This window comes from Halorubrum aidingense JCM 13560, assembly GCF_000336995.1.
GTDB classification, from domain to species: domain Archaea; phylum Halobacteriota; class Halobacteria; order Halobacteriales; family Haloferacaceae; genus Halorubrum; species Halorubrum aidingense.
Map to the genome: position 1 here is coordinate 23,636 of NZ_AOJI01000017.1, position 25,316 is coordinate 48,951.

Below are 25,316 nucleotides of genomic sequence, written 5' to 3' on the forward strand. Positions count from 1 at the left end.
GAAGCAGAGTTCAGACAGCACGCCGCCATCCATCCGAAACCAGACAATATCAGATAGAAATTCATAGTATATATTTTATATATCGTTACGTGCGAGCGATCGGATGCGATCTTGTACGCATTAGCTGTAGTATAGTAGTTTGGTGCATGAGTATCTACTGTATGCGCATTTTTAGTCTGCTATCGAGATTTTTCCGCCTCAAATAGTTAGTCCGCTCAGTTATATCGAACGAGACGCTATCGGCGTGCTGTGCGACGCGGTGTTCGATCGATATCGACCGTCGCGACTGACAGTGGCGTTCAAAATCCGCCGCGAAAGCCAAATAACGCGGATATTCCGATATCGGGCAGGGAGTCGCCGTCAACTCGTGTCGCGAGCGGCCGAGTCAGCTGTGGCCGATACGCTCTCGTGTCCGGGACTGGAATAACTATAATATAATAAATAGTAGTCGAGAAGTTCTAGTTTTCGTACTACTTATTGCACCGCCGATCCGGCGGCCGGATCGGTGCCCGCTATCGATACCGCACGGGCGGTGTTCGGGAACGGATGCGACGCTGACTCCGTCCCCCGTGTCGGTCGGAACGCCCCTGCGCGCCCCGCGCTCGCCTCAGATGGACTCGACGGTGGCGTGGTCCTCGGCGAGTGCGGCCGCGTCCTCGGGCAGCAGCGCGACGACGAGGTATCCCGCGTACTCCTGGAGGTACTCGACCAACGCGGCGATGCGGTCGGAATCGATCGCTTCGAGCGAGTCCAGGAGAATGAACGGGAGCGTCTCGTGCACCTCGTGGACGAGGTAGCCGGCGAGCGCGAACACGAGGCCGGTCACCTCGCGTTCGCTCTCGGACAGGTGGTCGACCGTGTCGCGGTACGCGCTCCCGTCGTCGCCCGACCGGACGACGTGCAGATCGAAGCGCGTCTGCGAGACCTTTCGGCGCCCCTCGCGGACCTCCGTCTCGCGGCGCTCGATCCAGATCCGGTCGATGTTGTCGTACCCGAGCACGTCCAACACCGCCGCCATGTGTTCGTTGAACGCCTCCACCGCGTCCGCCTCGATCTGGTCCACGCGGGTCCGGAGGTCGGTCAGGTCGTCGGCGATCGTCTCGCGCCGCGCGCGGAGCGTTTCGCGCTCGTCGAGTTTCGACTCCGTCTCGGCGATTTCGTCCTCGACGTCCGCCAACTCCGACTCCAGTCGGTCCACCTTCAGCTCCAGTTCGTTCGCCTCGCGGTGGCGTTCGATCACGTCGTCGTACTCGCCGGCGCCGACGTCCTCCGTCGCGGCCTCGCGCTCGGCGACGCGGTCCTCCGCGGCGTCGAGGTCGGCTTCGAGCGTCTCGATCCGCGCTTCGACCGCTTCGATGTCCGACTCCACGCTGTCGAGGCGGCGCTCGGTGCGCTCGCGCTCTCGCCGCCGCTGTTGGATCGTCGACCGTCGGGCGGTGAGGTCGTCGATCTGGTCGCGAATCTCGTTTCGCTCTTCGAGCGTGTCCGCGCGGAGGTCCCGGAGCTTCGCGACGGTGTCGTCGATCCGACTCCGATCGACCTCCGAGCCGCAGGTCCAACAGACGGTCTGGTCGTCGCCGAGCAGTTTGTCGGTGACGGCGTCGGAGCCGGCGTCAGCGGAGGCCTCGGACCCGCCCGTCTCGTCTCCGAACGTCACGTCGAGTCCGTCGCCCGCCAGCATCTCCTCGTTGAAGCTGATAACGCTCCCGAGCTCGTTCAGCGTCTCGTCGATCGACCGCTTCCGCTGGCGGAGCTCTTCGATACGACCGGCGATCCGCTCCGGGTCCTCGTCGAGCGGTTCGAACTCGTCGACCGTCGCTGCCAACTCGTCGCGCTCCGTCCGGAGTTCGGCCAGCGTCGACTCCTCGGTCTCGAGCTCGAAGGTCAGATCCTCGACCTCGGCGCGCGCCTCTCTGACCGCTTGGAACGCCGCCTCCAGCTCCTCCTTGCGAGACCGGCTCTCCTCGAGGTCGGCATCGAGGTCGTCGATAGCCGCCTGCGCGTCCGCGAGGTCCTCGCGAGCGGCTTCGAGGTCCGATTCGATCTCCGTTCGCTCCGCCTCCAGCTCCGGGAGCGTCGACTCGAGGGTGTCGAGCGACGCGATGCGCTCGTCGACGTCGTCTTTCTCGGCTTCCAGCTCCCGGATGTCCGCCTCGATCTGGTCCGTGTCCACCGGCCGCATGATGATCTCTCGGAGGTCGTCTCCTCGCGCGACGGCGAGTCGCGCCTCGTTGTCCTCCAGCAGGAACGCGAACAGGTCGGCGATCTCCGGGTCCGCGAGGTACGGGTCACCGCCGAAGGCGACGCTCCCCCCGCGCCGCGTCAAGGTGCGCGTGTACGTCTCGCCGCCGAGTTCCAACTCCACGCGCCCCTCCTCGGCGTTGCCCTTCAGCGACGGGCGGGTGCTTCCGAGGCCGGCCATGATCGCCTGTAGAAACGACGTCCGGTTGGTCGCGTTACGGCCGCTGAGAACGGTTACGCCTGGGGGGATGTCGACTTCCGTCTCGTCGATCCCGCCGATATTGCTCGCGCGCACCGTGACTGTTGACGCCGAAAGGCCCGTCGTTTCCATAGTAAGTGGTTAACACGCGAGTAAACCAATAATTGTATCGCTTCTCGGGGTTCCCGGTGGACACCGACCGAGACCGCTACTCGTCGCCGCAGTCGCAGCCGCCCGTCCGGAGCAGATCTCCGACCGCGTAGTCTGCGCCGCAGTCGGCGCAGATCGCGCGCACGTCGACCAGTAGCTCGTAGTCGTGGTCGGTGAGTTCGCCCGCATCGACGAGCGTCTCGACGGTGGACTCCGTGACCGCGGCGGTGCGGCCTTGCAGGCGCTCGAGGGTCTCGACCTTCCGTTCGACGCGGTTCGCCGAGCGGTCCGGCAGCTCCGCCTCGCGGTAGCTCGTAAGGTACGTGTGGATCGCCTGATGGGTGACGAAGTCGTCGAGGACCGCGTCGATGTCGACGCCCGCCTGCTCCAGCTCGCGCCGCTTCCGGACCCGGTCCGCGCTCCCGGTCTCTTCGCCGGTCAGCGTCGCGTACGCGCTTTCCACGTCGCTCTCGACGGTCGACTGTCCGGCCGATTCGATCGCCGCCTCCAGCACGCGCCGATTGAACGCGTCGGCGAGGTCGCGGAGGCTCGTCCGCTCCCCGTCGACGCCGGTCCACTGGCGCTCCAGTCGGTCGCCCATACCCGTGAGATCGTACGCCTCGATCACTCGTGCGACCTTGCTGTTCGGCCGCGACGACGTGGTAGTCATAGTCGGAGCGATGCGTTCCACCGTTACAAAGTTAGCGGTGTAACGGGACTGTCTTCAGCCGACACATCGACGGGCCGCGTATCACAGCGTGACAGAAGCATAAAAATTCTGGTACTACAATAGTATCATATTTTTATTTATATATAGAAACGCTGAGAAGCCGACCCAGGTTGTCGGCGACGATCGACGGCGACTGATGGGGATCGACGGCGACCAACGGCGACCGACGGCGACCGACGGCGATCGTCGTCTACGGGCGATCGAGTTAGTGACAACCCCGGTAGTGGCGGCCGTATCGGTCTCGCTCGCTTATAAATAGCCGTTCTCCCGAGGGGTAGCGGCGACGGGCGACCACGGGGAGCGGTGATGATGGCGACGAAGAGAACGGCGAGGGCGGAGCGGGCGTTGCGAACCGCGTCCACCGCGTTCGCATCCCGATCCCTGCCGCCCTCGTCGTGGTCCTCTCCGCCGTCGTCGTTCTCGTCACCCTCGCTCTCGGTTGCGACCCACAGTCGCGGGCGCATCGTCACGATCACAGCCTCCCGATCGGCCCAATGTATCATATTTCAGTATAGTATACATTTCTGTATCGTATTCCGCCATCACCTCACCCCTCGCCGATCGATCCCACACAGTTGACAGATCGGTGAATAGTGTGTCGGCTTCGATCTATCGCCGCAAAAACCGTCGTCTCCCGAGCGCGTCACAGCGGTGACCGGTTCCCGAACGGCGACGGCGACACACCGCATCCGTTCGACACGTGACGAGCGCCTTTATAAGCCGAGTTCGCGGCCGAGCACGACGTGTTGGATCTCGCTCGTCCCTTCACCGATCTCCATCAGCTTCGCGTCGCGGTAGAATCGCTGGGGCGCGAAGTCGGTGGTGTAGCCGTAGCCGCCGAGCGTCTGGACGGCTTCTTCGGCGACCTTCCGGGCCGCCTCGCTGGCGTCGAGCTTCGCCAGCGCGGACGCCCGGGTGACCGGCTCACCGGCGTCGTAGGCCGTCGCGGCCTTGTGCGTGAGCAGGCGGGCGCGCTCCGTCTGTCGGTGCATGTGGACGATCTTGTCGCGGATCGCGTCGAACTTCGCGATCGGCTTTCCGAACTGCTCGCGCTCTCCGGCGTACTCTTTGGCGACCTCGTAGGCGCCCTGCGCGAGCCCGACCGAGAGCGCCGCGATGGAGATCCGTCCGCCGTCGAGCGTCTTCATCGTCTGTGTCCACCCGTCGCCCTCGTCTCCGAGCAGGCGATCCGCCGGAAGGCGTACGTCGTCGAGCTGGATCTCACAGGTCGGCGAGCTGTTGAGTCCCATCTTGTCCCAGACGGTGGTGATCTCGAACCCGTCGTCGTTCTCGGGGTCGACGATGAACGTCGAAATCCCGTCGTATCCCGCCTCGCGGTCCGTGACCGCCTTCACCAGCACCGAGTTGGCGACGTTCGCGTTCGTGATGAACTGCTTGGTACCGTTCAGCACGTACTCGCCGGCGTCGGCGTCGAACTCGGCGGTCGTGTCCATGTGGGAGGCGTCGGAGCCGCTCCCCGGTTCGGTGAGCGCCCACGCGCCGATCCCACCGCCCGAGGCGAGCGGGCGGAGCCACTCCTCTTTCTGCTCGGGGGTGCCGAACAGTTCGATCGGCTTCGCCCCGAGGGAGGTGTGGGCGGCGTACGAGAGGCCGATCCCGCCGGAGACGCGACCCAGCTCCTCGGTGACGAGGGCGTACATGAGCTGGTCGCCGCCGAGCCCGCCGTACTCCTCGCCGATCGGGACGCCCATCACGTCGAGGTCGTGCAGCTCGGCGAAAATCTCTTCGGGGAATCGGTGTTCGTCCTCGATCTCTTGGGCGATCGGCCGGATCTCCGCCTCGCAAAAGCCTCGGACGGTGTCGCGTATCATCCGGTGTTCGGCGGGTAGCTCGAAGTCCATGGGCAAGAATTGCGACCCCCGGGCATAAACGATGCGAACGACCGTGAGGGATATTCTGCCCCGGCGGTAGCCGCCCTCTCGCGAGGAGTCCACTTATCAGTCACCGCCGCGTTCGATTCCGGTATGGAACTGCGTCGGCTCGTTCGCGGTCGCGTCGATTGGCCCGACATCGAGCGGGTCGTCCGCGAGCTGGCGGACCGCTACGACCGGGAGACGATGCGGGTCCGCTTCCTCGACGCCGACAACTGGCTGTCAACGCCGATGGTGATCGACGACGACCTGTTCGTGAAGGTGATCACGCGTCAGAACACGCTCGTCCACACGCTGTTCACCACCGGTCGGAACCTCGGCGCCCTCTCGGCCGGCACGGAGGGCTTTTTCGAGCGCCACGAAACTCCCTTCGAGATGGCTCGCCACGAGCTGGAGGCGACCGAGCGGGTTCGCGAGCTCGGCGTCAACGCGCCCGAGCCCATCGAGGCGCTGGAGGTCGGCGACCTCGGCGTCCTCGTGCTGGAGTACCTCCCCGAGTTCCGGACGCTCGACGAGCTTCCCCGCGAAGACGTGGCGGCGTTCGCCCCGACGCTCTTCGCCACCCTCCGGACGGTCCACGACGCCGGGCTCGCACACGGCGACCTCCGCGCGGAGAACGTGCTCGTCTGCGACGGCGACCTGTACGTCATCGACGCGACGAACGTGAGCGAGGACGGCCGCGCGTCGGCGCGGTCGTACGACCTCGCGAGCGCGCTCGCGGCCCTCGAACCGCTCGTCGGTGCCGGCGTCACGATCGAGGCCGCGCTGGCGAGCTACTCGGCCGACGAGCTGGTCGCCGCGCGCCGCTTCCTCGACTTCGTCGCGATCCGCCCGGATCACGAGTTCGACGCCGCCGGGTTGAAGGGCGAATTGGAAAAACGGGCGACGTAGGCGACCGGCCGCGCGCCGTCGACCGCACCCGATCCAGCCCTCGCGGGCTCGGTGCGCGGGCTCGGAGCGATCACTCCACAGTCGGGTCAGACGACTCCTCCGGCCCCGCCCGCTCGCGGCTGACCATCCAGATCCCGACGGCCATCAGCGCGCCGCCGGCGACGAAGCCCGGGCCGAGCGCCTCGCCGAGCAGCGCGGCGCCGAGCGCCGCCCCGACCGCGGGCTGTGCGAAAAAGAAGACGGCGACGGTCCCCGCGGACACGTACTCCAGCCCCTTGTACCAGAGGTACCAGGCGGCCGCCGTCGACGCCAGGCCGAGGTACGCGACGGCGACCGTCGACTCGACGGTCACCGGGATGTCGGCCGGCGAGCGGCCGAGGTACCACAGCTCTCCGGCGGCGAGGACACCGAGCATCGGGACGCTCGCCAGCGAGGAGTAGGTCGCCGCGCGGAGCGCGCCGTAGCGCCTGACGGCGCGCAGCCCCCAGACGGTGTAGCCGGCCCACGCGACGCTGGCGACGAGCAGCAGCGCCACGCCGAGGAGGTTTCCGGCGGCGATCGACGACAGGTCGTACTGGCCCGCGAGGACGACCGCGGTCCCGACTCCGGCGACGGCCGTCCCGCCCGCCTTCGCGGCCGTGACGCGCTCGCCGAGCACCGCGGCGCCCAAACACACCGTGAAGACGGGCGTCATCACGGTCAGAAGCGATCCCTGGCTGGCGTTCGTCAGCTCCGTGCCGACGAACTGGGTCGCGACCGTCAGCGTCACCCAGCCGCCGAGCGCGGCGAACGCCGGCCACTCGGCGCGCGTCGGCGTCGGTCCGCCGCGCCCGGCGACGACGACCCAGAGCGCGCCCGCGCCGAGCGCGACGCGGAGGAAGCCGAGCGTCACCGGCGGGACCAGCGTAAATCCCCACTTGCTGACGACGTACATCCCGCCCCACAGCGCCGCGGCTGCGAGGGGTGCGATCGCGAACGCGTACCGTCCGATGGCGTCGGTCATGCGATGCCGGTTGGAGTGTAAAACCGAGAGCAGGAAGCGCGCCCGCGTCTCCGGGCGCGGGGGGACGTCACCCCCCGAGATACAGCTGTGAGACCTCCTCGTCGTTCAACAGCGCCTCGGGGGTCCCCTCGAACCTGACGGTGCCCTGATCGAGGACGTATCCGCGATCGGAGATGCCGAGCCCCTTCGTCACGTTCTGCTCGACCATCAGGATCGCCGTGTCCATGTCGTTGACCTCCTGGACGTCCGCGAACACGTCGTCCGCGGTGTTGGGCGCGAGCCCCGCGGACGGCTCGTCGATGAGGAGCACGTCGGGCTCCATCACGAGCGCTCGGGCGAACGCCAACACTTGACGCTGGCCGCCCGAGAGCGTCCGCGCCTTCGCGCCCCGCTTCTCGTCGATGATCGGGAAGCGGTCGTACAGCGTCTCGATAACCTCGTCGAGGCCGCCGTCGCGGGCGACCCCGCCCATCCGGAGGTTCTCCTCTATCGTCAGCGACCCGAACACGTTGTCGGTCTGGGGGACGTAGCCGATCCCCTCACGGACGATCTCTTCGGGCGCCATCCCGCCGATGTCGCGGCCGTGGTACTCGACGCTCCCGGTCCACGGCGTCAACATGCCGAACGCCGTCTTGAGGACGGTCGACTTGCCGGCGCCGTTCGGACCGACGAGACAGACGATCTCCCCCGGATCGAGGTGGAGCGTGAGGTCGTCGAGCACCTGCACCTCGCCGTACCCGCTGTCGACGCCCGACAGCGCAAGGACCGCGTCGTCGGCGTCGCCGGCGTCGGTCGGAGTGGTGTCGTCGTCCCGTACGGTGGCGGTCGGGGCGGTGGCGTCGTCGCTCATGCCCCACCTCCGAGATACGCGTCGATGACGCGGTCGTCGCTGCGGACCGCCTCGGGCGTTCCCTCGGTGAGGACGCTTCCCTGATCGAGGACGACGATCGGGTCCGCGAGATCCATCACGAACTCCATGTCGTGTTCGATCAGCACGAACGTCGTACCCCGTTCGTTGAGTCGACGGATCTGCGTCTTCAGCTTCTTCGCGAGCGTCGGGTTCACCCCCGCCACCGGCTCGTCGAGCAGCAGCACTTCCGGCTCGGCGAGCATCGCGCGCGCCAGCTCCACGAGCTTCATTTGCCCACCGGAGATGTCGGTGGCGGGCTGGGTCGCGAGGTGGTCGATCTCGAAGTCCGCCAGTATCCGCTCGGCGTCGGCGAGGTTCGCCGACTCGCTGTCTCCGACGGTCCCCGGGGACGTGAACAGATTCAAGAACGACTCGCCGGGCTGGTTTCGCGGCCCGACCAACATCGCCTCGCGGACGGTCATCCCCTCTAGCTTCCGCGGGGTCTGGAACGTCCGGACGAGCCCGTGTTCGGCGACCTCGTACGGCTCCATGCCGGTCACGTCGGTCCCGTTCACCGTGACGGTGCCGCCGTCGGGTTCGTAGAACCCGGAGATCAGGTTGAATATCGTCGACTTGCCGGCGCCGTTCGGCCCGATGAGCCCCGTGATCGTCCCCCGCTCGACCTCGAAGGTCGCGTGGTCCGTCGCGGTGAGCCCGCCGAACGATTTCTGGAGGTCGTCGACGCGGAGGACGGCGTCGTCTTTGCCCGCGACCGCACCGATCTGCGGGCCTCCCGTCGCGTCCGATTCGCCCGATTCCGTCCGTTCCGTCGTTGCGTTCGCTGAATCACTCATCGTCGTCGCCTCCGTTCGGTCCGTTCCCGTCGCGGTCGTCGCTGCGGTTCTCGGCGTTCTCGCTGCGGTTCTCCAGGTCGTCGCTGCGCTTCCGTTCGCGCACGCCGCTCGCCGGACGATCGGGAGTGCCCGAGCCGTCGACGGCGCTCGGCCAGATGAGCTCCCGCTGCGGCGGGAGGATCCCCTGCGGCCGGTACCGCATCACGACGACGATCAGGATACCGATCAACAGCAGGCGAAGCGGGGCCGGGTCGATCGGCACCGCGAAGTCGTTCAGGAACCGGGTGCCCTCGCGGATCGTGACGATGACGATCCCGCCGAACAGCGCCCCCCGGTTGGAGCCGCTCCCGCCGAGGATCACCGCGACCCACACGTAGAACGTCGTGATCGGGTCGAGGTCGCCGGGACCCACGTAGAGGTTGAGGTGCGTGTAGAACACGCCCGCCAGCGCCATGATCAGGCTCCCGAGGACGAACGACTGCATCTTGAACGAGTACGTGTTCTTCCCCAGCGCCCGCGCGAGGTCCTCGTCCGAGCGGATCGTTCGGAGCACCCGCCCCCACGGCGACCGGTGTGCGCGCCGCAGGACGAAGTACGTCGCCCCGGCGAACCCGAGCACCAAGAGGACGTTCAGGCTCGCGCGCCAGAACGGCGCTTCGAGGAAGATCGGCGACCCGGGAACCACTTCGAGCCGGAGCCCAGGCATCGCCTGCGGGAACGTCGAGAGCACCGGCCACCCCGCGAAGAAGCTGGGAATGCCCCGCAGTCCCGCGCTCCCGTTCGTCAGCCAGCGCTCGTTGAGGACGACCAGCCGGACGACCTCGGCGAGCCCCAGCGACGCGATCGCGAGGTAGTCCGCGCGCAGGCGCAGCGTGGGGATACCGATCAGAACCGCCAACACGAACGCGACGGAGAGTCCGACGATCAGCCCGACGAGCGGGTTGAAGCCGCCCGCGATCGGCGAGCTGTCGGCGGTCATCAGCGCCGCGCCGTACGCGCCGACGCCGAAGAAGGCGGCGACGCTGAAGTTGATCAGCCCGGTGAACCCCCACTGGGAGTTCAGCCCGAACGACAACAGCGCGTACATCCCCGCCAGTCCGACGAGGAACAGGAAGTACGTCGGGCCGAGCGCGCCGGCCAGCAGTGCGACGAAGAGGAGCAGCAGGAAGGCGACGCTGACGCCGAGCACCCAGGCTTCGGGACGGGTCAGGTCCCCTAGCGTGCCCCTCGGATCGGTGAGAAAGCTCATGTCGCTCCCTCCCCGGCGATCCCGTTCGGCCGGACCAACAGCACCGCGACCATGATCACGAACGCGATCGCGTTCGCGTACTCGATACCGATCGGGATTCCGAAGCCGTCGGGGACGAGCGGCAACACCTCACCCAGACGGGAGAGCAACGGTGTCAACTGGTTTATCATGCCGATGAGGAAGCCGCCCGCCATCGCACCGTAGACGGAGCCGATCCCGCCGAGGATCACCGCGGCGAAGATCACCAACAGGAGGTTGAACCCCATCCGCGGCGAGAGTTGGTTGAACAGCCCGAGAAACACGCCGCCCGCGCCGGCGAGTCCGGCGCCGATGACCCACGTCCAGAGCTTCACGCGCTTCGTCCGGATCCCGCTCACCCGCGCGAGATCCGGGTTGTCGGCCATCGCGCGCATCTTCCGCCCGAGGTCGGTGTACTGCAACAGCACGTGCAGCCCGACGACGAGAACCGCCGCCGACGCGACGATCGCGACGTCGTGACGCGTCACCCGGATACCGTACGGGATCAGCCACTCGATCGGGCGGAGCGGCTCCACGCCGAAGCGCGTGAAGTCGGCGCCAAAGCGGATCTGGATCACCGCGCGGTAGATGAACGCGATCCCGATCGACGTGATCAACAGACCGATCGAATCGATGTCGAGCGGCTCGTAGATGAGCTTCTCGGTGCCGACCGCGACCACGGCGGCGACCGCGATCCCGACGATCAGCGCGAGGAAGAACCCGTACGGCAGCCCCAACACCGCCCCGCCGAGCCCGCCGACGGCGCCGAACGTCACGAGCGCCGAGTACGCGCCGATGGTCATCGTATCGCCGTGCGCGAAGTTGGCGAAGTCCGCGATGCTGTACACGAGCGACAGGCCGATACTGCCGAGGACGATGATGCTGCTGAATACGAGCCCGTTAGCCAGATATCCGAGGACGGTCATCGATCGAGGTTAGCCTTCGATGAAGCCGACGCCCTCGTAGTCGTGGTCCTGTACCTCGAGGATCTGCAGGAATCCGACCGGATCGCCGTCCTCGTTGAAGTCGATGGGACCGCTGACTCCCTGATAGTCGACGTCGTCGGGACCGCCGCCGTCGGCGAGGATCTGACTGGCGGCCTCGAACGTGGTCGCCTCCTCGCCTTCGGGACCGGAGACCCGTCGGACGGTCTCTTGGAGCGCCGCTCCGGTGAACTCGTCGGCCGCCTGGATCGCGAGCGCGGCGTTCATGACGCAGTCGTACGCGTACGCCGACCACGACGTCGGCTGTTGGCCGTACTCGGCCTCGAAATCCGAGGCGAACGTCTGGTAGTTCTCCTCTTCGACCGGCGCCGAGGGGACGACGATCTTCATTCCGTCCATGCTCCCCTCGGGGGTGTTCTCCAACACGTTGTCGCCGGAGACGGAGTCGGCGCCGTAGAACTGCGCTTCGTACCCCGCCGAGAAGGCCTCGTTGACCATCGTCGCGAACTCCGCCTGATAGGTGACGAACAGCCACGCGTCCGCCCCGGACTCGTTCATCTCGGAGATGACTCCCGAGTACGACTGCTGCTCCTGGTCGTGCGGGTTGTTGTACGCGATGTCGCCGTCCCACGCCTCGACGAACGCGTCGGTGAGGCTCTGACCGTAGTCGTTGTTGACGTACGTGATCGCGACCTCGTCGTAGCCGTCGTCGTCGATGAGGTTGGCGAGCGCGAGTGACTGGGTCCGACCGGACGGCGACATTCGGAGCAGCCCCGGGAAGTTCGTGAGGTTCAGCCCCGTGGAGTTCTGACTCAGCTGGACCACGTCGGTGTCCTGCACCACGCTCTCGTAGATCGCGAGCGAGACGCCGGAGCCCACCGCGCCGATGAGGAACGGGACCCCGTCTTGGTTGACGAGCTTCTGGGCGGCGGCGATCCCGCCCTGGTTTTCGCTCTCGGAGTCTTCGACGATCAGTTCGAGGTCGCGGTCGTTGATCCCCACCTCGTTGACGCGCTGTAAGGCGAGTTCGACGCCGCGCTGGTTCCGCTCGCCGAACGCCGACAGCGACCCGGTCAGCGAATCGACCATGCCGATCTCGTAGGCGTCGGTGGAGTCGTCGCCGCTGTCGTCGTCGCCGCTCGATCCGTCCCCGCTACCGTCGTCTCCGCTGCCGTCGTCTCCACTGCCGTCGTCTCCGCTTTCGTTTCCGTCGTCGGTCGTGCTGAGACAGCCCGACAGCGCGAGGACCCCCGCACCGCCCGTTAGTTTGAGCAACGTTCGCCGGTCCGCCATATCCATGGTATTTCGTGACATGTGTGACCTGTAGTCGCAATGGGTGTATGAGTATCTCAAACCCTGCCCGTCCATGGTCGGTTCGGGCGTATATCCCCCACAGCTGTCGCAATATTTGCGAATTAGGCTTTATTCCATATTCTCTGGATCAAAACATATGGTCGGGTGCCCTTATATGGCGGTCCGGATCTGCGGTGTTCGTATGCTACCGCCTATCGCGAGCAATTTCGTCGCCGGTGAGACGCCGGAGGCCGCCCTCGCGCACGTCGAGGCCCTGAACGACCGCGGCGTCGCCGGCATCCTGAATCTCCTCGGCGAGCACTACGCGGAGCGCCCGCCGGCCGACGCGGACGCGGACGCGTACGTCGACCTCGTCGAGGCCGTCGCCGCTCGCGGCGTCGACGCCTGCGTCTCGGTGAAGTCGAGCCAGATAGGCCTCGACGTCGGCGACGACGTCTTCGAGGAGAACCTCGCGCGGATCGTCGAGGCAGCGAACGGGCCCGCGGCGACTGGCCCAGACGGGACGGGAACCTTCGTCTGGATCGACATGGAGGACCACGAGACCACCGACGTGACGCTCGACGCATTCGAGCGACACGCCGTCGCGACCGACGGCAACGTCGGCGTCTGCGTGCAGGCGAACCTCAAGCGCACGCGCGACGACCTCGAACGGCTCGCGGCGCTGCCGGGGAAGGTTCGGCTGGTGAAAGGCGCCTACGACGAGCCGGCGTCGATCGCGTACACCGAAAAGGCTCGCGTCGACGAGTCGTACCGCGACTGTCTCGCGTACATGTTCGAGGCGTTCGACGACGGGATCGCCGTCGGCAGCCACGACCCCGCCATGATCGAGTACGCGGCGGAGCTGCACGCCGAGCACGGGACCCCCTACGAGGTCCAGATGCTGACCGGCGTCCGGGAGTCGGCGCAGTTCGACCTCGCGAGCGACCCGACCGTCGACGCCGAGGTGTACCAGTACATCCCGTACGGCTCCAAGTGGTTCTCGTACTTCTACCGGCGGATCCGCGAGCGGAAGTCGAACGCGCTGTTCGCGCTGCGGGCGGTCGTCGGTCGCTGAACCGCGGTCTACGGTTCCTGAACCGCAGTCTACGGGTCCAACAGCTTCGACTCCGCCTTCCGGAGGTGTTCGAGCAGCGTCGTCTTCGAGACGTCCAGATCGGCGGCGAGTTCGCGGGTCGACGTCTCGCGGGGCCACTCGTAGTAGCCCGCCTCGCGGGCGTGCTCGTACACCTCCCGCTGGGTCGTGGTGAGCGTGTCGAGGCGCTGCTCGCGGGCGGTCTGTCCCGCGTAGCCGGTCGCGGACATCGATTCGATGCTCACCTCGGCGCCGGCGGTCGCCTGCACCGCATCGAGCGAGTCGCGGATATCCGTGCGCTCGCCGACGAAACACACCTGCCACTCCTCGCGACCGTCTTCGATCCGGACGGGCGCGCTGTGAACGAACCCGTATTCCAACAGCGTCGGACACACCATGTCCCCGGGGTCGTACTCCAAGAAGAACTCGCGGACGACGTTGCCGGGGGCGTCGCGGGCGCGGCCGAACCGCTCTTGCAGTTCGAGAAGGTCTCCCGCGCGGTCGGACTCCCGGATCGCGTCCAGCAGCGCCTCGACCTCCTCGTTCGTGTCCGCGAACGCGGTGAAGAGGCCGTTCACCGAGTTCGGCGCGCTCCCCTCCGTCTTCGGTGTGTTGTAGATGGCGTGCGCGAGCACGCCGCCGTCGGTTCGGTTGGTCGCTTCGATCGCCCAGCAGTCCGGGTGCCACAGATCCAGCGTCAGTCGAGTACCGGACCAACGTTCCCCCCCACTCGCGTCGGACGTTGCCATTACGTCTTCGTCTGTGGCACCGCATCACAAAGACTCTGCCGACCATGGTCGGGTGGGATATTTGGCCGCGGGGGTGAAAACACGGATCTATGGCAGACGCCTACAAACATTACATCGACGGCGAGTGGGTCTCCGGCGACGGCGAGGACACCTTCGAGAGCGTGAGCCCCGCGACGGGCGAGACGCTCGGCGAGTTCGAACAGGGGACGCCGTCCGACGTCGACCGCGCGGTCGCCGCCGCGGACGAGGCGTTCGAGGAGTGGCGAGAGCTCTCTCGCATCCAGCGCGCCGAGTACCTCTGGGACGTGTACCACGAACTGCGCGAGCGCACCGACGAGCTCGGAGCGATCGTCTCCGAGGAGTGCGGCAAGGAGATAAGCGAAGGGAAAGCGGACGTGGTCGAGGCCGCCCACATGGTCGAGTGGGCCGCCGGCGACGCCCGCCACCCGAAAGGCGACATCGTCCCCTCCGAGATCCCGGCGAAGGACGCGTACATGCGGCGGAACCCGCGCGGCGTCATCGGGTGTATCACCCCGTGGAACTTCCCGGTCGCCATCCCCTACTGGCACATGGCCATCGCGCTGGTCGAGGGCAACACCGTCGTGTTCAAGCCCGCAGAACAGACGCCGTGGTGCGCGCAGATCGTCGCGGAGATGTTCGACGACGCCGGGATCCCCGACGGCGTCTTCAACATGGTCCAGGGCTTCGGCGACGCGGGCAACGCGATCGTCGAGAACGACGACGTCGGAACCATCCTGTTCACCGGCTCCGCCGAGGTCGGCCACCTGATCCAGGACAAACTCGGCGGCGTCGCCGGCAAGCGCGTCGCCTGCGAGATGGGCGGGAAAAACGCCATCGTCGTGACCGAGCACGCTGACCTCGACGTCGCGGTCCACTCGGCCGTGATGTCCTCGTTTAAGACGACCGGCCAGCGCTGCGTCTCCTCCGAGCGCATCATCGTCCACACCGACGTGTACGACGAATTTAAACAACGGTTCGTCGACATCGCCGAGGACGTCGCCGTCGGCGACCCCCTCGACGAGGACACGTTCATGGGGCCGCTCATCGAGCCGGAGCACTTCGAGAAGGTCTCGAAGTACAACCAGCTCGCCCGCGACGAGGGCGTGAACGTGCTCGTCGACCGGACCGAACTCGACGACGAGGAGATCCCGGACGGCCACGAGGACGGCAACTGGATCGGCCCGTTCGTCTACGAGGCCGACCCCGACGCCGACCTCCGGTGTACCCACGAAGAGGTGTTCGGCCCGCACGTCGCGCTCTTAGAGTACGACGGCGACATCGAGCGCGCGGTCGAGATCCAAAACGACACGGCCTACGGACTCGCCGGGGCCGTCATCTCGGAGAACTACCGGCAGATCAACTACTACCGCGACCGCGCGGAGGTCGGGCTGGCGTACGGCAACCTCCCCTGTATCGGTGCCGAGGTCCAGCTTCCGTTCGGCGGCGTGAAGAAGTCCGGCAACGGCTACCCCTCCGCGCGGGAGGCCATCGAGGCCGTCACCGACCGCACCGCGTGGACCCTGAACAACTCCAAGGAGATCGAGATGGCACAGGGGCTCTCGGCCGACATCAAGACGACCGACGAGTAGCAGCGCTCACTCGCGACCGTCTCGAACCGCGGCGACGACCGCGTCCGCTCCCTCTGCGTCGGCGAGCGCGCCGCGGGCGACGAGCCGCTCCCGGGGGCGCCCCACCGGCTGCGGCACCGATTCGGTCGCGAGCAGGCCGCGGTCTCGGAGGTCCTTTTTTATCCGCGTGAACGTCGCTCGGCTCCCCAGTCCCGCGTCCTCGCAGGCGCGCCGCAGCGCGTGATCGAGCGCCCCGCGGCGGACGCCGACGGCGTACGCCCGAACTCGTGGGCCGACGGCCTCGCCCTCGGACGGTTCGGGATCGACATCGAGCGTCCGGATAACGTCCGCGGCGACGGCCTCGTCGCACCGCTCTCGGAACGCGCCGTACACCCGACTGCGACTCGGCGTTCGCAGCCGGCGCTCGTCGGCCTCGGCGACGCTCCGAGCGTACCGCTCGCGGAGCGACGGCTCGGCGCCGAGACGGACCCACCCCCGGCCGTCTCCCTCGCGGGACGGACGCTCGTGCTCGTCACCGTCGCGTTCGGCGGGGACGCATTCCTCGCGCTCGACGAGCACGCATCCCGTCGATCGCCCGGCGAGAACGGCGTTCGGTTGCGGCTCGACGCCGGTCAGGAGCCGACAGACGCCCGCCTCGACGAGCGCCGCCAGCCGGCTCGCCGAGTGGAACCGCGCGGTGACCGCGTCGACGGCGTCATCGTTCGCGAGGACCGTGAGCGTCGGCAGATCGGACGGCGACGCGAGCGAGTCGGGGCCGACGGTGCGGTCGGCGGTTCCGTCGCCGTCGGCAGTATCGGCGCCGCCGTCTGCACCCCCGTCGGCCGCGGCTCGCAGCGCGGCGAGGTCGGGGTCGACGAGGCTCGGCGCCGTCGCCCGGTACGCCTCGACGACGGCCGTCAACAGCGCGGGGGTCGGATCGACGAGCAGGGGGTCGTCGAACTCGCGGATCGACGCCGCCCCGCCCGCGAGCGGCAGCGCCGGATCGGTCGACATGCTCGGATCCTGCGACGCGGAGAACGTAAGCGTGACGGGCGTAGATCGGTCGCGGACCGGGTTCGGGCACGGGTCGGCCGCGCGGTCCACGTGCGGGTGCTCACGACGGCCGGTCGCCGGGCTCAGACCTGCACGCGTGTCACGTGACCGCCGCAGCCGCACTGCTCGACGTACTCGGGGTCGAGCCCGTCGTCCGCCGCCTCGATCGCCTCGTACAGGAACGTCTCGGGGTGGCCGAGGCTCCCGTGCGTGACGAGGTTGACGTGGTTGCCGGGCGTCGTGTGATCGATAGCCGCGAGCGCGTCACGGACCGTGAGCGCGCGGTCGTCGGCGTGCCGGGGCGTTTCGAGGTTCGCCGACCAGGAGGTGTCGTGGACCTCGTCGGTGATCGGTGCGGTGGGTTCGTCGGGGTCGTGGTCGCGGTCGTGGCCGCGATCGTCGGTCGTGTGCATGGTGAGTTGGGTGAGAGGTGGGTCAGTGGACGGCTGGCTGTTAGATGGCTGCTGGATGGACGGCCGACGTCGAGCGCCTACAGATCGTCCGGCACCGCGCCTCCGTCGGTGGTCGCGGTCACGCGCTCGCGGCGCCCGGACGAACCGTCGGACGCCGCCACGGGCCCGTCCCCGCCCGCCGGGTCCGCGTCGAGTGGCCGCGGGAGCCGTTCGACGAACTCGCCCACGACCGCGCGCTCGACGCGCTGGAGCAGCTCGCTGCACGTCGATTTCGCGATCCCGACGTGGTCGGCGACGGCCGTCAGCGTGGCGCGGCGCGGCACGTCGTAGTAGCCGAGTTCGACCGCGGCGAGCAGGATCTCTCGCTGGCGGTCCGTCAACAGGCGCTCGGGATCGACGCGCTGGCGGACGCACTCGACGTCGAACTCCAGACCGAGGTCGCCGAGGTGCCGGCCGAGGGCCGCGACGCGCTCGTGCTCACCGGTGACCTCGACGCGCGCCACGCCGTTTCCGACGTCGAGCGGCATCTCGATGGGGAGCCCCGAGCGCTTCGCGGCGAGCAGCAGCAGCGGCGCGTCGGTCTCGATGCGAACGGTCGCGACGCCGGCCCCGCGCGCCATCACCGACACAGACGCGAGCGCGTCGTGCTCGTCCATCGCGGTGAGGACGGCGTCGGTGTCGCGGGCGGTGATCTGCACGAGCGCGAATCCGGCTCCCTCGCCGGGAACGGCCGTGAGAATCCGGAACCCGGCATCGGGGAACGCTCGCGAGACGTCGGCTATCCACGGTCCCTCCGGCAAGTCGACGAGGAGGCGTGCCTGTGGCATGGGTCTCAGTCGGGGTGGATCCGCTCGGTCACCGAGCAGGTCTGCCCGGTGGTCGAGCGGGGGTGGGTCACGCGCGCTGACGGTGCGACGGTCGACGGCATCGAGATCACTCCACGTAGACGGCGCCTTTCATCCCGACCGCCTCGTGGGGAGTGCACACGTAGGTGTGGACGCCGGACTCCTCGACGGTGTGCTCGAAGGTGTGGCCCTCCTCGCCGACCGTCTCGCTCTCGAAGTCGCCCGCCGTCGAAGAGACGTTGTGATCCCCGCCTTCGCCGGTCCACTCCCAGACGACCGTCGTCCCGGGGGAGACGGCCACCGCCGCCGGTCCGAACGAGAGGCCGTCGGCCGCGCCGACGGCGACGGTCACCTCGTCGGCGCCGGTCCGGTCGACCGTCCCCTCGTAGTTGCCGACGTCGTCGAACCAGCCGTCGTACTCGGGCTCCTCCGAGAGGAACTCCTGGTCGCCGCCGTCGGAACCGGCCGACCCGTCGTCGCCGCCGTCCGATCCGTCGTCTCCGCCGGAGCCCCCGTCGCCGGTCTCGCCGCCGCTTCCTCCACAGCCGGCGAGCGCAGTGGTCACGCCGAGCGCCGCGGTCGTTCGGACGAACGTTCGTCGGTCGAGAGTGCGTCGTGTCATACGGTTCGACGTAGGTGCGTGGAAGGAATACCTTCGGCGAGAATTCCCGGACTGCGGGGCGGTGAACCGAACTGTTCGGGTCGGAGTATATAAATAGTGGACGGGTCAGCCGCGTTCGGAATCCCGCCGTCGCGTCGCTCGGGGCGAGCGTCGTCTCCAAAGCGCTGGACCCGGAAGAGCGGTGAGCGCCGACCGACCGGTCGAATCGCGCCCCCGGTCAGAGCCGACGGCGGCGGACGAGTCGCGCCGCGACGGCGACCGGGACGAGACACCACGCGGCCAGCGCGGCCGCGAGGGACGCCGTCGAGAGGGTGCTGCCGGCGAGCACGGCGGTGAAGCCACCGCCGGCGGTGGTTCCGAGCCCGCTCAACACGAGCACCCGGAACGCGCCCACCGGATTCGAAAGCACGAGTGCCGAAAGGACGACGTCGGGGAGCTCGAACGCGGCGATGACACCGAGCGCGAGCAGGTCGTGGATCAGGACGAACCAGACCCACACGAGCAGGGCCGCGCCGAGCGCGTGTGTCTTCTCGCGAGCGACGGTCGACAACAGCACCGCGATCGAGAGGAACGCCGCCCCGGCGGCGACGGCGCCGACGAGGAACCCGAGGAACGACGTCCACGCGCCGATCCCGAACTCGCGGACGAGCAGCGCGCCGCTGAATCCGAATCCGAGCACCGTCGCCCCCGCGAGCACCGCCAACCGACCGAGGTACGTCCCGGCGACGACCTCGCTACGGCGGACGGGCAGCGAGAACACGACCGCGAGCCAGCCCTCGTCCTCGCGGCCGACGACCGCGTCGTACCCGAGCGCGAGCGCCGCCAGCGGGACGAGGTAGGCAGCGAGGCTCGTCAGCGACGCCACGACGCGTTCGGCGCCTTCCGGCCCGACCGCGGACCCGCTGAACGTCATCATCACCGCGCCGAAGACGACGAACAGGCCGGTCAGCGCGAGCGCCCAGCGGCTCCGGACCGCGAGCCGGTATTCGGTCGCCGCGACGACGAGGACGTGACGGAGCGCCCCCCGAGCGCCCTCGGCGGTCACGGTCTCGGTCGCCCCGGAGACCGCCGTCGAGTCCGGGGTTTCGCCGTCGCCGTCCGGGTTCGGGTCCGGGTCTCCGGCATCGAACCCCACCGCGTTCGGATGGCCTCCGTCCGATCGCGTCTCGCTCGGCTCCGTCTCGTTCATGCGGTCACCTCCCCGCGGTCGACGCGCGAGTCCCTCGCCGGGTCGTCGGCGACCGCCTCTCGGAACACCGCTCGGAGGCCGCCGTGACCGCGGTCCCCCTCGATCCGGTCCCCGATGTCACGCTCCGCCTCGTCGCCCGGGCTCCCGACGCCGGCCGCGAGCTCCTCGACGGTGCCTGACGCGCGTACCCGACCCTCGTGGAGCACGGCCGCGTGGTCACAGAGCCGCTCGACCTCGGGGAGAACGTGCGAGCAAAACACCACCGTCGCGTCCGTCTCGGTGGCGATCTCCTCGACGATGGCGTGGAACTCGTCGACGCCGCGGGGATCGAGCCCCGCGGTCGGCTCGTCCAGAATCAGGACGGCGGGGTCCGGAAGAAGCACCGTCGCCAGACCGAGCCGTCGCTGCATCCCGTTCGAGTACCCCGAGACGCGCCGGTCGGCCTCGTCCGGTGTCAGTCCGACCCGCTCGACGGCGCGAGCGATCCGTCCGTCTCTCGGGAGCCCGCGGATCGCCGAGTGGACGGCGAGCACCTCTCGGCCGGTGAGCCCGTCGGGGAACCCGACGTGTTCGGGGAGGTAGCCGACCCGTTCGCGGATCCGCCGCCCGTCCTCGGTCACGTCGGAGCCGCCGACGGCGACCGTCCCCGCGTCCGGGCGGTCGTGACCGACGAGCAGCCGGAACAGGGTCGATTTCCCGGCCCCGTTCGTGCCCAGGATCCCGAACGTCGACCCGCTCGGGACCGAGAGCGAGAGTCCGTCGAGGGCGGTCACGTCTCCGTACGTCTTCCGAACGTCGCTCGCGTCTATTCTCATGATGAGGCCTCGGTGTCGGTTGCGCGGTTTCGGTCAGTCTCCGTCTCTGTCGTCTCGTCCGGCTCGTAGGCGCGCCAGTCGTGGTTCGGCTCGGTGAGGGGGCGGCGGTCGACGACGCCGGGCGCCTCGATGACGGGGAACGAGCTCTCGGCGAGTCGGACCGCCTCGAACGCCGGGCTGTTCGCGAACACCGCCGCCTGCGGCCGCTCGGCGACGACGTTCTCGACGAGGCCGACGGGGCGGTGTCGGATCTCGCTCACCCCGTCGCCGTCGCGGTCGGCGACCCGGGCGCCGGACCAGTAGTTGCCGCGGTCGGTGTCGTTCCACTCGATGAGCGTGTTCCGCGGCGTCTGGACCGCACGGCCGTTGCGGACGAAGCTGTTGCCCGCGACGACCTCGCTCTCGCTGTCGGCGGCGCTATGGATCCCGACCGCGTTCCGGTACAACAGGTTGTCGAGGACCCGGTTGTCCTGCGCGTTGTAGATGTACAGCCCGTCGCGGTTCGCGACGAGGTGATTCCCGGCGATCGTCGACTCCTCGATGTCTTTCGCGAGGATACCGTGACCGCTAGTGTCGTCGTTCCGTAGGGCGGTGTTGTTCCGGACCGTCAGTCCCTCGCTCACCATGAGGGCGTAGCCGACGCCGTTGTCGGCGGCCACGTTGTCGACGAGCCGGTTGTCGTCCGAGTACATGTAGTGGACGCCGTACCGGGTGTGTCGGATCGTGTTGTTCTCGGCGAGGACGTCCGTCGCCCACGAGAAGTAGATCCCGTCTCGGGTATTCGTGATCTCGCTGTCTCGGACGACGGTCCCGCTCGTCTCGAACAGGTGGATCCCGTTCCCGCGATCGGTCACCGGGTACACGTCCTCGCGGCCGTCGACGCGCACGTCCTCGATCACCGCGTCGTCGACGCCGTCGATCCAGATCCCGTAGGCCGTATCGGTGATCCGGACCGTCTCGATCCGGGCGTCCGCGCCGGCGACGAACACCCCGGCGTCCTCGGTGTCGAGGTCGCTGCCCGAGCCGCGGATCCAGACGCCGGAGACGGTGACGTTCTCGCCGCTCACCGTGAGCACGTGCCCCTCGCCGCCACCGTCGAGCACGGCGCCGTCGTCGCTCGCGAGGAGCGTGAGGCCGTCGACGCTCGCGTTCACCCGCTCCTCGAACCGGCCGTCGAGGACGACCGTGTCACCGGGGTCGGCGGCGTCGACCGCCGCCTGCGCCGACGCGAACGACTCGCCGTCGACGGTGGCGGTTCCCTCGCGCTCGGGCGCGGTCACCCCGGTCGCCGCGACGTCGGTCTCGACGTCGAGGCCGGGGGCGCCGGAATCGTTCACTGGGATTCCGGCACCGCTCCCGTTCGCGGAGCCGTCGGCGGCGGTCGCCGCGCCGCCTCCCGGCCCGACTGCACCGCCGCCCGCACCGGCGGCGAGCGGGAGCGCGAGCGCGACCACGGCGACGACGCAGGCGGCCGCGAGGAAGCCGGCTTCGAGGCGGCCGACCGCCGGGCCGCCCGACGGGCCGATCCGGTCACCCGACATGGTCGCCACCGTCTATCTCGGGGGTTCGGTCGGCGTCTCTGTCTCGCTCGGACTCGCCGCTTTGCCCCTCGCCGTCGCGGTTCGAGATGCGCTCGCGGATCGCTCCGGGGAGCGCGCGGGCCAAGTCGGGGAGCTCGTCTACGGTCGCGTCGATGTCCCGCGCGAGGTACGCGACGGCGAGCAGCGCGACCGCGAGAACGGTCATGTAGCCGCCCGGCCCGAACCACGCGAAGCCGCTGATGTTGGCCACCTCGTAGGGGCCCAAGAGCGGCGGCGTGAACGAGTCGATGCCGCGGAGCGGCGCGTCCGGGTCCAGCGAGTGGCCGGCCTGGTGGAGCCGGTACTGGATGACCGCGAACATGCCGACGAAGACGGCGATCGTTCCGACGAACTGCGCGGTGAGCCCGGCTTTGAGCTTGCGGACCGTCGGCGCGAACGCGACGAAGGCGCCGGTGAGCGCGAGTCCCGCGAACACCACCGGGCCGAGCAGCCACTCGGGGACGTCTATCGCCGCCTCGCTGACCTCGTAGTTCGGGTCGACGTACACCGGGTCGGGGTAGTAGAACCCGGCGTACTTGTTGAGCCCCTGTACCTCGGCGAAGTCGCCGCCCAGGCGCGGGTACGCGTACAGCTCGATGAGCAGCTCCTGACCGGGGTACTGCGGCGCCGTGAGCGTGATCCGCCACATCGGGACCAGCAGCGCGCCGACGAGCAGCACCGCGGCCGCCAGCGGGAGCGCGCGTCGGATCTCGGTCAACCGCGCGAGCGACGATGGCATGGGCTTATTCCTCCGGCTCGACGATGAGCCGCGAGCGCATCTCCAAGTGCAGCGCGCTACAGAAGTGCGCGCAGTAGATCCAGTAGACGCCCGGATCGTCGGCGGTGAACGTCACCTTCCGCGTCTCCTGCGGGGCGACGCGCATGTGGACGTCGTGTTCGGGGATCGCCACCGAGTGGAGCATGTCGCTCGTGGTCTCGATGTTCGTCACCTGCATCTCGATCGTGTCGCCTTCTGTGACGGTCATCTCCTGGAATCCGTACTTGTTCCGCGTCGAGTACATCTCGATCTCGACGCGGTCGTCGCCGACCCGTTCCATCGTCTCCTCGCCCTCGTCGGTGTACTCGAGGTCGAGGTCGTCGGGGTCGTACGTCTTCGCGGGATCGAGTTTCGAGCGATGGCAGATCGACGCGTCGTGCGGCTCCGCGTGTGCGGGCGAGTCCTTCACGTGTTCCATGCCGGCCTCGTCGTCGCCGATGTAGATCAGCTGGTCGTTCTCCGGGTGCTGCGGGCCGACCGGCAGGAACCGGTCTTTCGACAGCTTGTTGAGCGAGATGAGCCAGTCGCCGGCCGGGTCCTCCGTGTACGACTCCGAGGCGATCAGGTGACCGGGGTTGTAGTGGACGTCGATCTTCTCGATGACGGGGCTCTCGGACCCCGCGTCGGCCTCGACCGCCTCCTCGATGTCCCACTTGACGACCTGCGAGTCGATGAACAGCGACGTGTACGCGTGTCCGCGGCCGTCGTAGGCGGTGTGAAGCGGGCCGAGCCCGAGCTTCGGCTGGCCCACGATGGCGTCGGTCGGGTCGTCGACCTCGTCGATCTTATCGATCTGAATGACCGACGCGGTCGGGTCGAGCTTCCCGCTCGCGATCGCGTACTTGTTGTCAGGCGTGACGCTGATCCCGTGCGGGCTCTTCGGCGTCGGAATGTAGTGGACGACCGGGTCGTCGCCCTGATTGAGCGAACTGTCCTTCCGGCCGTCAACGACCGGCACCTCGTTGATCGTCTCGTAGTCGCCCGCCTCGACGGCCGCCTCGATCCGCGGGATGTCGAACGCTTTGACGTCGTCGCGGTCCGACCGGGTCATCCCCTTTTCGGTGACGGCGCCCTCGCTGTTGTAGCCGGTGGTGAAGAAGTACCGTCCCTCCTTGCTCCCGTCCCCGTTGTCCATGTTCCCGTCGACGAGGACCTCCCACTCGACGTTCATCGACTCGGGGTCGATCGCGGCGAGGACGGCGCCGTACTCGTCGGGGTCGTGTAAGTCGCCCGTCCCGTCGTTGGGGATCGGCGCGCGGAACTCGCCGACGCCGAAGATGAGGTCGGTGTCGGGCAGCTGCGCACAGGACCCGTGCGTCCCCTGCTGGTTCGGGATGTCGACGATCGCGTCGGTCTCGAAGTACGTCAGGTCGATCCGGGCCATCCGGCCGTTCGCCTTGTCGTTGACGTACGCGAACCGGCCGTCGTAGTCGCCGTCGGTCTGGCTGATCCGCGGGTGGTGCGTGTCGCCCCACGTGTAGCCGCCGGCCTCCTCCAGCATCTCGCGGCTCTCGTCGTCGTGACCGTATCCGCGCCCGCTGTCCCGCTGGAACACCGGAATACGAATGAGCTCGCGCATGGACGGGAGCCCGACGACGCGGATGTCCCCAGACTGACCGCCGCCGAGGAACGCGTAGTACTCGTCCATCTCGCCCGGGGGGATCGAGTGGTCGGGGGCGGCCGAGACGGTTCCCTCCTCCTCCTCGCTCAACAGACTGGTACAGCCGGCGAGCCCGCTGAGCCCGCCGACTGCGGCTCCGGCCTTCATGAAGTCCCGTCGACGAAGTCCGGGAAGCAGCGAATCGAAGCCGTCCGCCGCTCCGCTCTGCTGTTCGTCTGGTTCCTCGTCGCTCGTCGGCCGCTGTGTGTGTTGTGTCATTGGCGTTCGCCGAGTTCGTCGTTGTCACGCGCTGTTCGGACCGCGAGCCGCTCGACCGCCTGATCGCCGAGAACCGCCCGGAGTTCGGCGACGAACTCCGGGATCAGTCGCCGTCTGGCGGCCTCGACGTCGAACCGGTAGCGGTGACGCGTCGCGCCGCGATGGGGTTCGCATTCCCGCTCGACGAGTCCCTTCCGAACGAGTCGGTCGGCGGTCCGTTTGACCGTCGGGTAGGTGACGTCGTCGCCGCGGTCGCGGATCGCATCGAGCACGTCGCGGGTCGCGAGCGAGCCGTCCGCGCGCCGCAGGACGGCGAGGACGTCTCGTTCCCGCGGTCCGAGCTGTGTCCACTGGGTCATAGTCGTCGGAGCCGAACGGATCGGTTCGACCCCGCTGG

General features: G+C 68.2%; 23 protein-coding genes. 3 read left to right on the forward strand and 20 right to left on the reverse strand.

Translation table 11 applies throughout. The annotated features are described in order from the left end of the window. Window positions 1-607: 607 nt before the first annotated feature. The 3 genes from C461_RS03385 to C461_RS03395 all read right to left on the reverse strand — a co-directional run bounded on the left by C461_RS03385 (window position 608) and on the right by C461_RS03395 (window position 5,182). Complete coding sequence (locus C461_RS03385; RefSeq protein ID WP_049906263.1) at window positions 608-2,572, reverse strand: archaea-specific SMC-related protein; 1,965 nt, start codon at window positions 2,570-2,572, stop codon at window positions 608-610. Window positions 2,573-2,648: 76 nt separating this feature from the next. Beyond that, window positions 2,649-3,260 carry a rod-determining factor RdfA gene (rdfA, locus tag C461_RS03390; RefSeq protein ID WP_007998680.1) on the reverse strand — a complete coding sequence of 204 codons (612 nt, stop codon included), beginning with the start codon at window positions 3,258-3,260 and terminating at the stop codon, window positions 2,649-2,651. 773 nt (window positions 3,261-4,033) lie between these two features. Further along, window positions 4,034-5,182 carry an acyl-CoA dehydrogenase family protein gene (locus C461_RS03395; RefSeq protein ID WP_007998683.1) on the reverse strand — a complete coding sequence of 383 codons (1,149 nt, stop codon included), beginning with the start codon at window positions 5,180-5,182 and terminating at the stop codon, window positions 4,034-4,036. A 123-nt stretch (window positions 5,183-5,305) separates the two neighbouring features. Here C461_RS03395 and C461_RS03400 point away from each other — a divergent pair, with 123 nt between their 5' ends. After that, window positions 5,306-6,103: an RIO1 family regulatory kinase/ATPase domain-containing protein gene (locus tag C461_RS03400; protein WP_007998685.1), complete on the forward strand. Its 798-nt coding sequence runs from the start codon at window positions 5,306-5,308 to the stop codon at window positions 6,101-6,103. A gap of 70 nt (window positions 6,104-6,173) precedes the next feature. On the opposite strand, the gene C461_RS03405 is transcribed toward C461_RS03400, so the two are convergent. The 6 genes from C461_RS03405 to C461_RS03430 form a co-directional block, all read right to left on the reverse strand. Further along, entirely contained in the window at window positions 6,174-7,106 is a 933-nt protein-coding gene (locus C461_RS03405) for a DMT family transporter (RefSeq protein WP_007998686.1), read from the reverse strand. Between the two features lie 67 nt (window positions 7,107-7,173). Further along, window positions 7,174-7,956, reverse strand: coding sequence for an ABC transporter ATP-binding protein (locus C461_RS03410; RefSeq protein WP_007998689.1), 783 nt, complete (start codon window positions 7,954-7,956; stop codon window positions 7,174-7,176). Next, entirely contained in the window at window positions 7,953-8,810 is an 858-nt protein-coding gene (locus C461_RS03415) for an ABC transporter ATP-binding protein (protein ID WP_007998691.1), read from the reverse strand. Before C461_RS03415 ends, C461_RS03410 begins: the two co-directional genes overlap by 4 nt. Then, window positions 8,803-10,059 carry a branched-chain amino acid ABC transporter permease gene (locus C461_RS03420; RefSeq protein WP_007998693.1) on the reverse strand — a complete coding sequence of 419 codons (1,257 nt, stop codon included), beginning with the start codon at window positions 10,057-10,059 and terminating at the stop codon, window positions 8,803-8,805. The genes C461_RS03415 and C461_RS03420 overlap by 8 nt, the downstream gene beginning before the upstream one ends. After that, window positions 10,056-11,003 carry a branched-chain amino acid ABC transporter permease gene (locus C461_RS03425; RefSeq protein WP_007998695.1) on the reverse strand — a complete coding sequence of 316 codons (948 nt, stop codon included), beginning with the start codon at window positions 11,001-11,003 and terminating at the stop codon, window positions 10,056-10,058. Before C461_RS03425 ends, C461_RS03420 begins: the two co-directional genes overlap by 4 nt. A 9-nt stretch (window positions 11,004-11,012) precedes the next feature. Beyond that, window positions 11,013-12,335, reverse strand: a complete 1,323-nt coding sequence (locus C461_RS03430; RefSeq protein WP_049906265.1) for an ABC transporter substrate-binding protein — start codon at window positions 12,333-12,335, stop codon at window positions 11,013-11,015. A gap of 181 nt (window positions 12,336-12,516) precedes the next feature. On the opposite strand from C461_RS03430, the gene C461_RS03435 reads away from it, so the two are divergent. Then, window positions 12,517-13,389, forward strand: a complete 873-nt coding sequence (locus C461_RS03435) for a proline dehydrogenase family protein (protein ID WP_007998699.1) — start codon at window positions 12,517-12,519, stop codon at window positions 13,387-13,389. A 29-nt stretch (window positions 13,390-13,418) separates the two neighbouring features. Here the strand turns inward: C461_RS03435 and C461_RS03440 are convergent, their stop codons facing one another. Beyond that, window positions 13,419-14,156, reverse strand: a complete 738-nt coding sequence (locus tag C461_RS03440; protein WP_007998701.1) for a helix-turn-helix domain-containing protein — start codon at window positions 14,154-14,156, stop codon at window positions 13,419-13,421. An 89-nt stretch (window positions 14,157-14,245) separates the two neighbouring features. On the opposite strand from C461_RS03440, the gene C461_RS03445 reads away from it, so the two are divergent. Next, window positions 14,246-15,766, forward strand: a complete 1,521-nt coding sequence (locus C461_RS03445; RefSeq protein ID WP_007998703.1) for an aldehyde dehydrogenase family protein — start codon at window positions 14,246-14,248, stop codon at window positions 15,764-15,766. A gap of 6 nt (window positions 15,767-15,772) precedes the next feature. Here the strand turns inward: C461_RS03445 and C461_RS03450 are convergent, their stop codons facing one another. The 10 genes from C461_RS03450 to C461_RS03495 form a co-directional block, all read right to left on the reverse strand. Beyond that, window positions 15,773-16,759, reverse strand: a complete 987-nt coding sequence (locus tag C461_RS03450; RefSeq protein WP_049906267.1) for a transcriptional regulator TbsP domain-containing protein — start codon at window positions 16,757-16,759, stop codon at window positions 15,773-15,775. Between the two features lie 122 nt (window positions 16,760-16,881). Continuing rightward, window positions 16,882-17,211 (reverse strand): CGCGG family putative rSAM-modified RiPP protein, encoded by a 330-nt coding sequence (locus C461_RS03455; protein WP_007998705.1) that lies wholly within the window; start codon window positions 17,209-17,211, stop codon window positions 16,882-16,884. Between the two features lie 77 nt (window positions 17,212-17,288). Beyond that, on the reverse strand, window positions 17,289-18,038 hold the full coding sequence (locus C461_RS03460; protein WP_007998706.1) for a helix-turn-helix domain-containing protein: 750 nt from the start codon (window positions 18,036-18,038) through the stop codon (window positions 17,289-17,291). A 106-nt stretch (window positions 18,039-18,144) separates the two neighbouring features. Beyond that, window positions 18,145-18,678 (reverse strand): halocyanin domain-containing protein, encoded by a 534-nt coding sequence (locus C461_RS03465; protein WP_007998707.1) that lies wholly within the window; start codon window positions 18,676-18,678, stop codon window positions 18,145-18,147. A gap of 217 nt (window positions 18,679-18,895) precedes the next feature. Continuing rightward, window positions 18,896-19,867, reverse strand: a complete 972-nt coding sequence (locus tag C461_RS03470; RefSeq protein WP_007998708.1) for an ABC transporter permease — start codon at window positions 19,865-19,867, stop codon at window positions 18,896-18,898. Beyond that, complete coding sequence (locus C461_RS03475) at window positions 19,864-20,682, reverse strand: ABC transporter ATP-binding protein (protein ID WP_007998709.1); 819 nt, start codon at window positions 20,680-20,682, stop codon at window positions 19,864-19,866. Before C461_RS03475 ends, C461_RS03470 begins: the two co-directional genes overlap by 4 nt. Beyond that, window positions 20,679-22,223 (reverse strand): nitrous oxide reductase family maturation protein NosD, encoded by a 1,545-nt coding sequence (gene nosD, locus C461_RS03480; protein WP_049906269.1) that lies wholly within the window; start codon window positions 22,221-22,223, stop codon window positions 20,679-20,681. Before nosD ends, C461_RS03475 begins: the two co-directional genes overlap by 4 nt. Continuing rightward, window positions 22,213-23,001 (reverse strand): hypothetical protein, encoded by a 789-nt coding sequence (locus tag C461_RS03485; RefSeq protein ID WP_007998712.1) that lies wholly within the window; start codon window positions 22,999-23,001, stop codon window positions 22,213-22,215. Before C461_RS03485 ends, nosD begins: the two co-directional genes overlap by 11 nt. Window positions 23,002-23,005: 4 nt before the next feature. Further along, on the reverse strand, window positions 23,006-24,919 hold the full coding sequence (gene nosZ / locus C461_RS03490) for a TAT-dependent nitrous-oxide reductase (RefSeq protein ID WP_007998714.1): 1,914 nt from the start codon (window positions 24,917-24,919) through the stop codon (window positions 23,006-23,008). Continuing rightward, window positions 24,916-25,278 carry a BlaI/MecI/CopY family transcriptional regulator gene (locus tag C461_RS03495; RefSeq protein ID WP_007998716.1) on the reverse strand — a complete coding sequence of 121 codons (363 nt, stop codon included), beginning with the start codon at window positions 25,276-25,278 and terminating at the stop codon, window positions 24,916-24,918. Before C461_RS03495 ends, nosZ begins: the two co-directional genes overlap by 4 nt. Window positions 25,279-25,316 lie beyond the last annotated feature (38 nt).

Bases quoted from the DNA above. Each gene is read 5' to 3' on its own strand.
- C461_RS03385 (WP_049906263.1), bottom strand. From the start codon at position 2,572: ATGGAAACGACGGGCCTTTCGGCGTCAACAGTCACGGTGCGCGCGAGC.
- rdfA (WP_007998680.1), bottom strand. From the start codon at position 3,260: ATGACTACCACGTCGTCGCGGCCGAACAGCAAGGTCGCACGAGTGATC.
- C461_RS03395 (WP_007998683.1), bottom strand. From the start codon at position 5,182: ATGGACTTCGAGCTACCCGCCGAACACCGGATGATACGCGACACCGTC.
- C461_RS03400 (WP_007998685.1), top strand. From the start codon at position 5,306: ATGGAACTGCGTCGGCTCGTTCGCGGTCGCGTCGATTGGCCCGACATC.
- C461_RS03405 (WP_007998686.1), bottom strand. From the start codon at position 7,106: ATGACCGACGCCATCGGACGGTACGCGTTCGCGATCGCACCCCTCGCA.
- C461_RS03410 (WP_007998689.1), bottom strand. From the start codon at position 7,956: ATGAGCGACGACGCCACCGCCCCGACCGCCACCGTACGGGACGACGAC.
- C461_RS03415 (WP_007998691.1), bottom strand. From the start codon at position 8,810: ATGAGTGATTCAGCGAACGCAACGACGGAACGGACGGAATCGGGCGAA.
- C461_RS03420 (WP_007998693.1), bottom strand. From the start codon at position 10,059: ATGAGCTTTCTCACCGATCCGAGGGGCACGCTAGGGGACCTGACCCGT.
- C461_RS03425 (WP_007998695.1), bottom strand. From the start codon at position 11,003: ATGACCGTCCTCGGATATCTGGCTAACGGGCTCGTATTCAGCAGCATC.
- C461_RS03430 (WP_049906265.1), bottom strand. From the start codon at position 12,335: ATGTCACGAAATACCATGGATATGGCGGACCGGCGAACGTTGCTCAAA.
- C461_RS03435 (WP_007998699.1), top strand. From the start codon at position 12,517: ATGCTACCGCCTATCGCGAGCAATTTCGTCGCCGGTGAGACGCCGGAG.
- C461_RS03440 (WP_007998701.1), bottom strand. From the start codon at position 14,156: ATGGCAACGTCCGACGCGAGTGGGGGGGAACGTTGGTCCGGTACTCGA.
- C461_RS03445 (WP_007998703.1), top strand. From the start codon at position 14,246: ATGGCAGACGCCTACAAACATTACATCGACGGCGAGTGGGTCTCCGGC.
- C461_RS03450 (WP_049906267.1), bottom strand. From the start codon at position 16,759: ATGTCGACCGATCCGGCGCTGCCGCTCGCGGGCGGGGCGGCGTCGATC.
- C461_RS03455 (WP_007998705.1), bottom strand. From the start codon at position 17,211: ATGCACACGACCGACGATCGCGGCCACGACCGCGACCACGACCCCGAC.
- C461_RS03460 (WP_007998706.1), bottom strand. From the start codon at position 18,038: ATGCCACAGGCACGCCTCCTCGTCGACTTGCCGGAGGGACCGTGGATA.
- C461_RS03465 (WP_007998707.1), bottom strand. From the start codon at position 18,678: ATGACACGACGCACTCTCGACCGACGAACGTTCGTCCGAACGACCGCG.
- C461_RS03470 (WP_007998708.1), bottom strand. From the start codon at position 19,867: ATGAACGAGACGGAGCCGAGCGAGACGCGATCGGACGGAGGCCATCCG.
- C461_RS03475 (WP_007998709.1), bottom strand. From the start codon at position 20,682: ATGAGAATAGACGCGAGCGACGTTCGGAAGACGTACGGAGACGTGACC.
- nosD (WP_049906269.1), bottom strand. From the start codon at position 22,223: ATGTCGGGTGACCGGATCGGCCCGTCGGGCGGCCCGGCGGTCGGCCGC.
- C461_RS03485 (WP_007998712.1), bottom strand. From the start codon at position 23,001: ATGCCATCGTCGCTCGCGCGGTTGACCGAGATCCGACGCGCGCTCCCG.
- nosZ (WP_007998714.1), bottom strand. From the start codon at position 24,919: ATGACACAACACACACAGCGGCCGACGAGCGACGAGGAACCAGACGAA.
- C461_RS03495 (WP_007998716.1), bottom strand. From the start codon at position 25,278: ATGACCCAGTGGACACAGCTCGGACCGCGGGAACGAGACGTCCTCGCC.